Genomic DNA, 12,063 nt, shown 5'->3' with positions numbered 1-12,063 from the left:
AACGGCCGGCCAGGCCGCCGCGGACCGGGCCGCGCGCCGCGCGGCCGCGCCGGCGCTCAGTTCTTGGTGCCGAACAGGCGGTCGCCCGCGTCGCCGAGGCCGGGCACGATGTACGCGTGCTCGTTCAGGTGCGAATCGAGCGATGCGACGAACAGCTTCACGTCGGGGTGTGCGTCCTGAAACACCTGGACGCCCTCGGGCGCGGCGACCAGCGCGACGAACATGATGTTCGCGGCCGGCACGTTGCGGCGCTTGAGCACGTCGACCGCGTGCACGGCCGAATAGCCGGTCGCGACCATCGGGTCGCACAGGATGAAGATGCGGTCTTCCAGGTCGGGCAGGCGCACCAGGTATTCGACCGGGCGGTGGTCTTCGGCACGATATACGCCGATATGGCCGACGCGCGCGGACGGCACCAGGTCGAGCAGGCCGTCCGACATCCCGATGCCCGCGCGCAGCACGGGCACGATCGCGAGCTTCTTGCCCGCGATCACGGGCGCGTCGACCGCCACCAGCGGGGTTTCGACCCGCTTGGTCGTGATTGGCAGGTTGCGGGTGATCTCGTAGCCCATCAGCAGCGTGATTTCGCGCAGCAGCTCGCGGAACGTGCGCGTGGACGTGTCCTTGTCGCGCATGTGCGTGAGCTTGTGCTGGATCAGCGGGTGATCGGTGATGAAGAGATTCGGGAAACGGCTGTCCTGTTTCATGACGGGGGCGCGCTGGCGGCAAAAGGGGATCGGGGCGGCGGCGGGCGCAAGCCGGCTGCCGCTTATGGCCGCAATTTTACCAAGGCGCGCCGCATGATCCGGATATTATCGACGTCTCACGACAATCCGCGCGCCGCGCCCGCCCGTTCGCCGTCCACCGGCGCGGCGGGGACGTCCCGGCGCGCGTCGCCACCAGGGAGTCGACGATGGATCTCGGTATCGAAGGAAAGACCGCGCTCGTATGCGCGGCCAGCAAGGGTCTCGGTCGCGGCTGCGCGGAAGCGCTGGCCGCCGAGGGCGTGAACCTCGTGATCGTCGCGCGCACGCGCGACACGCTGGAGGAAACCGCGGAGGAGATCCGCGCGGCGTCGAATGTGTCGATCACGGCAGTCGCCTGCGACATCACGACGCCGGAAGGCCGCTCGGCCGCGCTCGCCGCATGCCCGCAGCCGGACATTCTCGTGAACAATGCCGGCGGCCCGCCGCCCGGCGACTTCCGCGACTTCTCGCACGACGACTGGATCCGCGCGCTCGAGGCGAACATGCTGACGCCGATCGAGCTGATCCGCGCGACCGTCGACGGGATGATCGCGCGCCGCTTCGGCCGGATCGTCAACATCACGAGTTCGGCCGTGAAGGCGCCGATCGACGTACTCGCGCTGTCGAACGGCGCGCGCTCGGGGCTGACCGGTTTCGTCGCCGGGCTGTCGCGCAAGGTCGCAGGGCAGGGCGTGACGATCAACAACCTGCTGCCGGGGCTGTTCGACACCGACCGGATCGCGACGACGCTCGCCGCATCGGCGAAGGCGCAGGGCGTGACGGTCGACGAAATGCGCGCGCGGCGCGCGCACGACATTCCGGCCGGCCGCCTCGGCACGCGCGCCGAATTCGGCGCCGCCTGCGCGTTCCTGTGCAGCGTGCATGCCGGCTACATCACCGGGCAGAACTGGCTGCTCGACGGCGGCGCGTATCCGGGGACGTTCTGACCGCGCCTTGCGATTCATGATCACGACGACAACCGAACGACGAAGGAACTGGAGATGAGCAAACCCCGCATCGCATTGATTGCGCACGACGCGAAGAAGGACGAGATCGTCGCGCTCGCGGGCGAGTATCGCGCGACGCTCGCGCAATGCCGGCTGGTCGGCACGGGCACGACGGGCGGCCGCATCGCGGCCGCGCACGGGCTGGAGGTCGAGCGCAAGCTGTCGGGCCCGCTCGGCGGCGATCTGCAGATCGGCGCGGAACTGGCCGAGGGCCGCGTCGACATCGTCGTGTTCCTGCGCGACCCGATGACCGCGCAGCCGCACGACCCCGACATCACCGCGCTCGTGCGCGCGTGCGACGTGCACGACGTGCCGGTTGCGACCAACGTCGCCACCGCGCGCATGCTGCTCGACGACCTGGCGCGCAACATGCAGGACGTTTGCTAGCTGGTCACGCACCGCGGCCGATTGCCCCTGCTCGCGGCAGGGCCATGCACGGACGGTGGCGACGCGCGAGAATCGTGCGTCGCGACGCGCACCTGCCGCCCGGTTCCTGCATGAATCGGCCGGCCCGCGCATCGGCGACCCCGATTTTTCTGACCGATTGACAGACGAGGAGCGAAACGATGCCGAAAGCAATCCGATACGACCAGCCGGGCGGCCCGGACGTGATGAAGTGGGTCGATGTCGAGGTCGGCGAGCCGAAGGCGGGCGAAGTCCGCATCCGGCAGCACGCGGTCGGGCTCAACTACATCGACGTGTATTTCCGCACCGGCCTTTATCCGCAACCGCTGCCCGGCGGCCTCGGGATGGAGGCGGCGGGCGAGGTGACGGCCGTCGGCGACGGCGTGACCGCGCTCAAGGTGGGCGACCGCGTCGCGTATGTCGGGCAGCCGCCCGGCGCGTATGCGCAGGAGCGCGTGATGCCGGCCGAGCGGCTCGTGAAGCTGCCCGACGGCATCAGCTACGACGATGCGGCATCGGTGATGCTGCAGGGCCTGACCGCGCACTACCTGCTGCGCCGCACCTACCCGGTGAAGGCCGGCGACACGATCCTGATCCACGCGGCGGCCGGCGGCGTCGGCCTGCTCGTGTGCCAGTGGGCGAAGGCGCTCGGCGCGACCGTGATCGGGACGGTCGGCTCCGACGAAAAGGCCGAACTCGCGAAGGCGCACGGCTGCGATCACCCGATCGTCTACACGCGCGAGAACTTCACGCAGCGCGTGAAGGAGATCACGAACGGCGCGGGCGTGCCGGTCGTCTACGATTCGATCGGCAAGGACACCTACCTCGGCTCGCTCGACTGCCTCGCGCCGCTCGGCTACTTCGTCAGCTTCGGCAGCGCGTCGGGCCCGCTGCCGCCGATCGACTCGAAGGAGTTCTCGTCGCGCGGCTCGCTGTTCTTCACGCGGCCGACGCTGTTCTCGTACATCGCGAAGCGCGCCGATCTCGAAGCCGGGGCCGCCGAGCTGTTCGACGTGATCCTGTCGGGCAAGGTGAAGACCAGCATCAACCAGCGCTATCCGCTCGCGGAAGTCGGTCGGGCGCATGCCGATCTCGAAGCGCGCAAGACCACCGGCTCGACGATCCTCGTTCCCTGAGCCTTCCCCCCCGTGCCGGCGTCATGCCGGCACGCGCCCATGCGGGCGGCGCTGCGGCGCCGTCCGTCCCGCCTCCCGGTTTGCCCCGTCCGCGTGTTTACACGTTTTTTATATCCGCCCCGACACCTTTGACCCGTCCTTTACGTGCGTTCCCATAATGTTCTAGTCGTCTGATTTCGACGACGGAGAACACAAAATGGATGGGGTTTTCATCGGCGCTCTGGTGCTCTTCACCGCGCTGATCCTCGGCTTGGTTGCCGGTTGCGACAAGCTCGTGCAATACGGTCGCGGGGGGCGGGCATGACCTGGATGCTTTGGCTGGCGGGCGCCTCGACGGCCCTGCTGTTCGCGTATCTCGTCTTTGCGCTGCTGCGCGCGGAGGACATCGAATGAACGCGAACAATCTCTTTCAAACGCTGCTCTTCATCGTCGTGCTGCTCGCGGCGGCCGTGCCGGTCGCGCGCTACCTGTCGGCGGTGATGGACGGCAGCTCGCGCGTCGTGCGCGTGTTCGGGCCGCTCGAACGCGCGCTGTACCGCATCGCCGGCGTCGACGCCGGCAGCGAGATGAACTGGAAGCAGTACGCGGTCGCGACGATCGCGTTCAACGCGCTCGGGGCGCTGTTCCTCTACGGCCTGCTGCGCCTGCAGGGCGTCCTGCCCGGCAACCCGCAGCAATTCGGCGCGATGACGGTCGACGGCGCGTTCAACACGGCTGTCAGCTTCGTCACCAACACGAACTGGCAGGACTACACGCCCGAGCAGACCGTCAGCTACCTGACGCAGATGCTCGGCCTGACCGTGCAGAACTTCCTGTCGGCGGCGACCGGCATCGTCGTCGTGATCGCGCTGATCCGTGGCTTCGCACGCCACACCGCGCAGACGATCGGCAACTTCTGGGTCGACCTGACACGCGTGACGATGTACGTGCTCGTGCCGATGTCGGTCGTGATCGCCGCGCTGCTGATGAGCCAGGGCGTGATCCAGAACATGAAGGCCTACCAGGACGTGCCGGTGCTGCAGGCGAGCACCTATGCGGCGCCGAAGCTCGACGCGCAGGGCAACCCGGTGAAGGACGACAAGGGTAACGCGGTCACGGTGCCGACCCCGCTCACGAAGCAGACGCTCGCGATGGGCCCGGTGGCGTCGCAGGAAGCGATCAAGATGCTCGGCACCAACGGTGGCGGGTTCTTCAACGCGAACTCCGCGCATCCGTACGAGAACCCGACACCGTTTGCGAATTTCATCCAGATCTTCGCGATCCTGATCATCCCGGCCGCGCTGTGCCTCGTGTTCGGCCGCATGATCGGCGACCGCCGGCAGGGTATCGCGGTGCTCGCGGCGATGACGGTCGCATTCGTGATCGCGATCGGCGTCGAGGTGAATGCGGAGCAGGGCGGCAACCCGACGCTCGCCGCGCTGCACGTCGACCAGTCGGCGAACGCGCTGCAGCCGGGCGGCAACATGGAAGGCAAGGAAACGCGCTTCGGCATCGCGCAGACCGGCATCTTCACGGTCGCGACCACGGCTGCATCGTGCGGCGCGGTCGACACGATGCACGATTCGCTGACGCCGCTCGGCGGCCTCGTGCCGATGCTGCTGATGCAGCTCGGCGAAGTGGTGTTCGGCGGGGTCGGCTCGGGCCTCTACGGGATGCTCGTGTTCGCGCTGCTCGCGGTGTTCGTCGCCGGCCTGATGATCGGCCGCACGCCGGAATACGTCGGCAAGAAGATCGAAGCGTACGAGATGAAGATGGTGTCGATCGTCGTGCTGCTCACGCCGCTGCTCGTGCTGGTCGGCACGTCGATTGCCGTGCTCGCCGATGCGGGCAAGGCCGGCATCGCGAACCCCGGCCCGCACGGCTTCTCGGAAATCCTCTACGCGTTCAGCTCGGCCGCGAACAACAACGGCAGCGCGTTCGCGGGCCTGACGGTCGGCACGCCGTTCTACAACTGGACGACCGCGATCGCGATGTGGTTCGGCCGCTTCGGCACGATCGTGCCGGTGCTGGCGATCGCCGGTTCGCTCGCCGCGAAGAAGCGCATTGCGGTGACGAGCGGCACGCTGCCGACGCATGGTCCGCTGTTCGTCGTGCTGCTGCTCGGCACCGTGCTGCTGGTGGGCGCGCTGACCTACGTGCCGGCGCTTGCGCTCGGCCCGGGCGTCGAGCACCTGATGATGTGGCTGGGCGCGTGATGCGCGCCCGCATGGCGACACATTGAAAAGACTGAAGAGCTTGAAGAGATCGCAATGACTCAACATTCCGCAACACGGTCCATGTTCGATCCGGCGCTGCTGCGCCCCGCGATCGTGGACTCGTTCAAGAAACTCACGCCGCGCACGCAGTTCCGCAACCCGGTGATGTTCTGCGTGTACGTCGGCAGCATCCTGACCACGATCCTGTGGATCGCGGCGCTCGCCGGCCAGGCCGAGGCGCCCGCGGGCTTCATCCTCGCGATCGCGCTGTGGCTGTGGTTCACCGTGCTGTTCGCGAACTTCGCCGAGGCGCTCGCCGAAGGGCGTTCGAAGGCGCAGGCGGCCTCGCTGCGCAGCGCGAAGAAGGACGTGATGGCGAAGAAGCTCAACGAGCCGCATCCGAAGTCGCCGATCCGCATCACGACCGCGTCCGACCTGCGTAAAGGCGACGTCGTGCTGGTCGAGACCGGCGATGTGATCCCGGCCGACGGCGAGGTCGTCGACGGCGTCGCGTCGGTCGACGAATCGGCGATCACCGGTGAATCCGCGCCGGTGATCCGCGAGTCGGGCGGCGACTTCTCGTCGGTGACGGGCGGCACGCGCGTGCTGTCGGACTGGATCGTCGTCAAGGTCACCGCGAACCCCGGCGAGGCATTCCTCGACCGGATGATCGCGATGGTCGAGGGCGCGAAGCGCAAGAAGACGCCGAACGAGATCGCGCTGACGATCCTGCTGGTCGCGCTGACGATCGTGATGCTGCTGGCCACTGCCACGCTGCTGCCGTTCTCGATGTTCTCGGTCGAGGCGATGAAGGCCGGCCACGTGGTGACGATCACCGCGCTCGTCGCGCTGCTCGTGTGCCTGATCCCGACGACGATCGGCGGCCTGCTGTCCGCGATCGGCGTGGCCGGCATGAGCCGGATGATGCAGGCGAACGTGATCGCGACGTCGGGCCGCGCGGTGGAAGCGGCTGGCGACGTCGACGTGCTGCTGCTCGACAAGACCGGCACGATCACGCTCGGCAACCGCCAGGCGTCGACGTTCGTGCCGGCGCCGGGCGTGACCGAGGAAGCGCTGGCCGATGCCGCGCAATTGTCGTCGCTCGCCGACGAAACGCCGGAAGGCCGCAGCATCGTCGTGCTCGCGAAGGAGCGCTTCAACATTCGCCAGCGCGACATGGCGCAACTGCATGCGACGTTCCTCGGTTTTTCCGCGCAGACGCGGATGAGCGGCGTCGACCTGCCCGGCCGCGAAATCCGCAAGGGCGCGGCCGATGCGATCCGCCGCTACGTCGAGACGCACGGCAGCCGCTTCCCGGAGGAAGTGCGCCGTGCGGTCGACGAGGTGGCGCGCCGCGGCAGCACGCCGCTCGTCGTGGCCGACCTGCACGAAGGGGCGGCGCGCGTGCTCGGCGTGATCGAGCTGAAGGACATCGTGAAGGGCGGCATCAAGGAGCGCTTCGCGGAACTGCGCAAGATGGGCATCAAGACCGTGATGGTGACGGGCGACAACCGGCTGACGGCCGCGGCGATCGCCGCGGAAGCCGGTGTCGACGACTTCCTCGCGGAAGCGACGCCGGAAACCAAGCTCGCGACGATCCGCGAACACCAGGCCGCCGGCCGGCTCGTCGCGATGACGGGCGACGGCACCAACGACGCGCCGGCGCTCGCGCAGGCCGACGTGGCCGTCGCGATGAACACCGGCACGCAGGCCGCGAAGGAAGCCGGCAACATGGTCGACCTCGACTCGAATCCGACGAAGCTGATCGAGATCGTCGAGATCGGCAAGCAGATGCTGATGACGCGCGGCTCGCTGACGACGTTCTCGATCGCGAACGACATCGCGAAGTACTTCGCGATCATCCCGGCCGCGTTCGTGACGACCTACCCGCAACTGCGCGTGCTCGACATCATGCACCTGACGTCGCCGGCGTCCGCGATCCTGTCGGCGGTGATCTTCAACGCGCTGATCATCGTCGCGCTGATCCCGCTCGCGCTGAAGGGCGTCACGTACCGGCCGCTCGGCGCCGCGTCGCTGCTGCGCCGCAACCTGCTGGTCTACGGCCTCGGCGGCGTGCTGCTGCCGTTCCCGTTCATCAAGCTGATCGACATGACGCTCGCCGCACTCGGCTGGGCCTGATCCGGCCGTACTTGAAGGAAACATCATGAAAACGTTGATTCGCCCGCTCATCGTGCTCTTCGTCGTCCTGACCGCCGTGACGGGCCTGGCTTACCCGGCCGTGATGACCGTGTTCGGCCAGGCCGTGTTCCCGTCGCAGGCCAACGGCAGCCTGATCGAGAAGGACGGCAAGGCAGTCGGCTCCGCGCTGATCGGCCAGCAGTTCGATGCGCCGAAGTACTTCTGGGGCCGGCTGTCGGCCACTGCGCCGATGCCGTACAACGCGACCGGCTCCGGCGGCTCGAACCTCGGCCCGCTGAACCCGTCGCTCGCCGACCAGGTGAAGGGGCGCATCGCCGCGCTGCGCGACGCCGGCACCGACCTGTCGAAGCCCGTGCCGGTCGACCTCGTGACGGCATCGGCGAGCGGCCTCGATCCGGAGATCACGCCGGCCGCCGCCGCGTACCAGGTCGAGCGCGTCGCGAAGGCGCGCAACCTGGCGCCGGACGCGGTCGCGCAGCTCGTCGCCGCGAACACGGCGGGCCGCCAGTTCGGCGTGCTCGGCGAGCCGCGCGTGAACGTGCTGAAGCTGAACCTCGCGCTCGACGCGGCGCAGGCCGCGCACTGAGCGCGCGGCCGGGCTTCCGGCGACGACCGGTGTCCGGCGTCCGGTGCGGCATGATCCGCGCCGGACGCGCCTTTTCCCGACGGCGCTTGCGCCGTCTTTGCCTTTTGCGGCGATTTGGAACAACAATGCTCGTACTCGCGCGCATCCGGGCGCTCCGCTTTCCTGACGCATGAACCGTCCCGATCCAGACCAACTCCTCGACAAGCTGCAGCGAGACGAAGAAAAGCAGCGGCGCGGCCAGCTCAAGATCTTCTTCGGCGCATCGGCCGGTGTCGGCAAGACCTACGCGATGCTGCAGGCCGCGCGCCAGCGGCTGCAGGAAGGCGTCGACGTCGTCGTCGGCATCGTCGAGACCCATGGCCGCGGCGAGACCGCCGCGCTGCTCGACGGCCTCGACGTGCTGCCGCTCGCGCGCATCGACTATCGCGGCCGCACGCTCGCCGAATTCGATCTCGACGGCGCGCTCGCGCGTGCGCCGCAATTGATCCTCGTCGACGAGCTCGCGCATTCGAACGTGCAGGGCGCGCGGCACCTGAAGCGCTGGCAGGACGTCTACGAGCTGCTCGACGCGGGCATCGACGTGTACACGACCGTCAACGTCCAGCACCTCGAAAGCCTGAACGACGTGGTCGGCGCGATCACCGGCATCCGCGTGTGGGAGACCGTGCCCGACCGCGTGTTCGATGCGGCCGACGAAGTCACGCTCGTCGACCTGCCGGCCGAGGAGCTGCTCGAGCGGATGCGCGACGGCAAGGTCTACCTCGCGCAGCAGGCCGAGCGCGCGGTGCGCAACTTCTTCCGCAAGGGCAACCTGATCGCGCTGCGCGAACTCGCGCTGCGGCGCACGGCCGACCGCGTCGACGCGCAGATGCGCGAATACCGCGCCGACCGCTCGATCCAGCGGATCTGGCAGGCGCGCGAGCGGCTGCTCGTGTGCGTCGGGCCGGGCGCCGAGGCGCCGACGCTCGTGCGCGCGGCCGCGCGGCTCGCCGCGAGCCTGAAGGCCGACTGGCTGGCCGTCTATGTCGAGACGCCGCGCCTGCAGCGGCTGCCCGATGCGCGGCGGCAGCGCACGCTCGATGCGCTGAAGCTCGCGGCCGAACTCGGCGCGGAAACGGCCACGCTCGCCGGCGCCGACGCGGTGGCCGCGCTGATCGGCTATGCGAAGGTGCGCAACGTGTCGAAGATCGTCGCGGGCGGCTCGCCGAAGGCCGGGCTCATGCGCCGCCTCGCGCGGCCGTTCGGCGAGCAGCTCGCCGAACGCGCGGGCGATGTCGACCTGATGCTGATTCGTGCGTCCGCGAGCGACGAGGCGCGCGCCGCGCCGCTCGATGCGCGGGCGCGCGACTGGCGCGATGCGTTCGCGCAGTTCGGCACGCACCGTTCGCCGCCGCGGCACTACGTGTATGCGGCCGCGATCTGCGCGGCGATCACGGTCGTCGCGAGCCTCGTGTCCGAGCGGCTCGACCTGACGAACCTCGTGATGCTGTACCTGCTCGGCGTCGTGTTCTCGGCCGTGCGGCTCGGTCGCGGCCCGGGCGTGCTGCAGTCGTTCCTGTCGGTGGCCGCGTTCGACTACTTCTTCGTGCCGCCGCGCATGTCGTTCTCGGTCAGCGACACGCAATACCTGCTGACCTTCTTCGGGATGCTGCTGACCTCGCTCGTGATCAGTCACCTCACGTCGACGCTGACGCGCCAGGCGAGCGTCGCGCAGCGCCGCGAGCGCCGCACCGGCGCGATCTACGCGATGGCGCGCGAACTCGGCGCGGCGCTGACGACCGAGCAGATCGTCGAGATCGGTAGCCGCCACGTGGGCGAGGTGTTCCGTGCGCGCGTCGCGTTCCTGCTGCCCGACAGCGCGGACAAGGTGCGCCAGAAGATCGAGGAGCCCGATGCGGCCGTCACGCTGACGGGCGCCGATCTCGACAGCGACGTCGGCCAGTGGGTGTACGACCAGCAGAGGCCGGCCGGACGCGGCACCGACACGCTGCCCGCGACGGCCGCGCTGTACCTGCCGCTGAAGGCGCCGATGCGCACGCGCGGCGTGCTCGCGGTTGCGTCGCGCGAGCCGCGCGAACTCGAGGTGCCGGAGCAGCAGCGGATGCTCGACGCGTTCGCCGCGCAGATCGCGCTCGCGCTCGAACGCGTGCACTACGTGGAGATCGCGCGCGACGCGCTCGTCAACATGGAATCCGAGCGGCTGCGCAACTCGCTGCTGTCGGCGATCTCGCACGACCTGCGCACGCCGCTGACGACGATCGTCGGCTTCTCGTCGATGCTCGCGAACGGGCGCGCGGCCGCGCAGGGCGGCGACACGGCGGCGGCCGAGCGGTTCGCGCAGCGCGAGGGCGAACTCGTCGACGCGATCCACGACGAGGCGCTGCGGATGACGGGCATCGTCACGAACCTGCTCGACATGGCGCGGCTGCAGGCCGGCAGCCTGCAGCTCAAGCGCCAGTGGTCGCTGCTCGAGGAGACCGTCGGCGCCGCGCTCGCCGCGTGCAAGCGCGTGCTCGCGCGTCATCCGGCGCGCGTCGCGCTGCCGGCCGACCTGCCGCTGCTGCAGATGGACGCGGTGCTGATGGAGCGCCTGTTCACCAACCTGTTCGAGAATGCGGCGAAGTACACGCCGCCCGATACGCCGATCGAGATCGGCGCGGAGCGCGTGACCGACGACGGGCTGCCGTTCGTGCGCGTGCATGTCGACGATCACGGCCCGGGCCTGCCGGCCGGGATGGAAACGCGTATCTTCGACAAGTTCACGCGCGGCGAGAAGGAGTCCGCGACGCCGGGCATCGGGCTCGGCCTCGCGATCTGCCGTGCGATCGTCGAGGCGCACGGCGGTAAAATCGGCGCGCTCAACCGCACCGCGCCCGACGGCCGCGTGACGGGCGCGCGCTTCTGGTTCACGCTGCCGATCGAGACGCCGCCGGCCGCGCCTGCCGTGCCCGACGACGAATCCGATGTGCCGGGCGCATCGTCCCCATCCGAGTCATTGCCAGACCATGAGTGAACCCAGCCTGACCGTCGTCCTGATCGAGGACGAAAAGCAGATCCGCCGTTTCGTGCGCGCCGCGCTCGAAGAGGAGGACATCGCGGTGTTCGAGGCCGAGACGGGCAAGCAGGGGCTGATCGACGCGGCGACGCGCAAGCCCGATCTCGTGATCGTCGACCTCGGCCTGCCCGATACCGACGGCCTCGACGTGATCCGCGAACTGCGCGGCTGGTCCGAGGTGCCGGTGATCGTGCTGTCGGCCCGCACCCAGGAAGAGGAGAAGGTCGCCGCGCTCGACGCGGGCGCCGACGACTACCTGACCAAGCCGTTCGGCGTGTCCGAACTGCGCGCGCGGATTCGCGCGCAGCTGCGCCGGCGCAACCAGGGCGGCGCGAACGAGTCGCCGAAGGTGACCTTCGGCACGGTGATCGTCGATCTCGCGCTGCGCCAGGTGTGGCGCGACGGCGAGATCGTGCACCTGACGCCTCTCGAATACCGGCTGCTCGCGACGCTCGTGCGGCACGCGGGGCGCGTGCTCACGCACCGCCAGTTGCTGCGCGACGTGTGGGGGCCGTCGCACGTCGAAAGCCATCACTACCTGCGCATCTACATGGCGCACCTGCGGCAGAAGCTCGAACTCGATCCCGCGCAGCCCGAGTACATCGTCACCGAGACGGGCGTCGGCTACCGGCTCGTCGGCGCCGCGTGAAGGGGCGGGGCGGGCGCCAGCGGCGGACGGGCGCATGACGTTGCGCACCGGCACGGTTGCGCCGGCGCGACAGTTTTGTGACCTGCGCCGGCCTCGCACACCGCGCGCTCATTCCCCGTTATCC

General features: G+C 69.1%; 10 protein-coding genes. 9 read left to right on the top strand and 1 reads right to left on the bottom strand.

Going from position 1 to position 12,063, the window contains the following annotated elements; all coding sequences use genetic code 11:
- Window positions 1-56: 56 nt before the first annotated feature.
- Window positions 57-707, bottom strand: a complete 651-nt coding sequence (upp, locus tag U5798_RS18575; protein WP_006478229.1) for a uracil phosphoribosyltransferase — start codon at window positions 705-707, stop codon at window positions 57-59.
- A 206-nt stretch (window positions 708-913) separates the two neighbouring features.
- Between upp and U5798_RS18570 the strand changes: the two genes are divergently transcribed.
- From U5798_RS18570 to kdpE, 9 genes are all read left to right on the top strand, one after another.
- A complete protein-coding gene (locus tag U5798_RS18570; RefSeq protein WP_124453008.1) occupies window positions 914-1,693 on the top strand; it encodes an SDR family oxidoreductase in 780 nt (259 codons plus the stop codon).
- Between the two features lie 54 nt (window positions 1,694-1,747).
- Window positions 1,748-2,140 (top strand): methylglyoxal synthase, encoded by a 393-nt coding sequence (locus U5798_RS18565; RefSeq protein ID WP_059233571.1) that lies wholly within the window; start codon window positions 1,748-1,750, stop codon window positions 2,138-2,140.
- A gap of 179 nt (window positions 2,141-2,319) precedes the next feature.
- Window positions 2,320-3,294, top strand: a complete 975-nt coding sequence (locus tag U5798_RS18560; protein ID WP_124453010.1) for a quinone oxidoreductase family protein — start codon at window positions 2,320-2,322, stop codon at window positions 3,292-3,294.
- Between the two features lie 300 nt (window positions 3,295-3,594).
- Window positions 3,595-3,687 (top strand): K(+)-transporting ATPase subunit F, encoded by a 93-nt coding sequence (gene kdpF, locus U5798_RS18555; protein ID WP_006752209.1) that lies wholly within the window; start codon window positions 3,595-3,597, stop codon window positions 3,685-3,687.
- A complete protein-coding gene (gene kdpA, locus U5798_RS18550; protein ID WP_124453011.1) occupies window positions 3,684-5,489 on the top strand; it encodes a potassium-transporting ATPase subunit KdpA in 1,806 nt (601 codons plus the stop codon). The genes kdpF and kdpA overlap by 4 nt, the downstream gene beginning before the upstream one ends.
- Before the next feature lie 54 nt (window positions 5,490-5,543).
- Complete coding sequence (gene kdpB / locus U5798_RS18545; RefSeq protein ID WP_124453013.1) at window positions 5,544-7,628, top strand: potassium-transporting ATPase subunit KdpB; 2,085 nt, start codon at window positions 5,544-5,546, stop codon at window positions 7,626-7,628.
- A 25-nt stretch (window positions 7,629-7,653) separates the two neighbouring features.
- Entirely contained in the window at window positions 7,654-8,235 is a 582-nt protein-coding gene (gene kdpC / locus U5798_RS18540) for a potassium-transporting ATPase subunit KdpC (protein WP_124453015.1), read from the top strand.
- A gap of 169 nt (window positions 8,236-8,404) precedes the next feature.
- On the top strand, window positions 8,405-11,248 hold the full coding sequence (locus U5798_RS18535) for a DUF4118 domain-containing protein (RefSeq protein WP_124453017.1): 2,844 nt from the start codon (window positions 8,405-8,407) through the stop codon (window positions 11,246-11,248).
- Window positions 11,241-11,939 (top strand): two-component system response regulator KdpE, encoded by a 699-nt coding sequence (gene kdpE, locus U5798_RS18530; RefSeq protein WP_124453019.1) that lies wholly within the window; start codon window positions 11,241-11,243, stop codon window positions 11,937-11,939. Before U5798_RS18535 ends, kdpE begins: the two co-directional genes overlap by 8 nt.
- Window positions 11,940-12,063: the final 124 nt, after the last annotated feature.

Origin of the sequence: Burkholderia sp. BCC1972, from assembly GCF_905339605.1 — a bacterium.
Taxonomy (GTDB): domain Bacteria; phylum Pseudomonadota; class Gammaproteobacteria; order Burkholderiales; family Burkholderiaceae; genus Burkholderia.
Note: the sequence above shows the minus strand (reverse complement) of the source record. Positions and strands in the feature narration are given on the sequence as shown.

What these genes read in the sequence shown, in the direction of transcription:
- upp (WP_006478229.1), bottom strand. Translation starts at nt 707, where the DNA reads ATGAAACAGGACAGCCGTTTCCCGAATCTCTTCATCACCGATCACCCG.
- U5798_RS18570 (WP_124453008.1), top strand. Translation starts at nt 914, where the DNA reads ATGGATCTCGGTATCGAAGGAAAGACCGCGCTCGTATGCGCGGCCAGC.
- U5798_RS18565 (WP_059233571.1), top strand. Translation starts at nt 1,748, where the DNA reads ATGAGCAAACCCCGCATCGCATTGATTGCGCACGACGCGAAGAAGGAC.
- U5798_RS18560 (WP_124453010.1), top strand. Translation starts at nt 2,320, where the DNA reads ATGCCGAAAGCAATCCGATACGACCAGCCGGGCGGCCCGGACGTGATG.
- kdpF (WP_006752209.1), top strand. Translation starts at nt 3,595, where the DNA reads ATGACCTGGATGCTTTGGCTGGCGGGCGCCTCGACGGCCCTGCTGTTC.
- kdpA (WP_124453011.1), top strand. Translation starts at nt 3,684, where the DNA reads ATGAACGCGAACAATCTCTTTCAAACGCTGCTCTTCATCGTCGTGCTG.
- kdpB (WP_124453013.1), top strand. Translation starts at nt 5,544, where the DNA reads ATGACTCAACATTCCGCAACACGGTCCATGTTCGATCCGGCGCTGCTG.
- kdpC (WP_124453015.1), top strand. Translation starts at nt 7,654, where the DNA reads ATGAAAACGTTGATTCGCCCGCTCATCGTGCTCTTCGTCGTCCTGACC.
- U5798_RS18535 (WP_124453017.1), top strand. Translation starts at nt 8,405, where the DNA reads ATGAACCGTCCCGATCCAGACCAACTCCTCGACAAGCTGCAGCGAGAC.
- kdpE (WP_124453019.1), top strand. Translation starts at nt 11,241, where the DNA reads ATGAGTGAACCCAGCCTGACCGTCGTCCTGATCGAGGACGAAAAGCAG.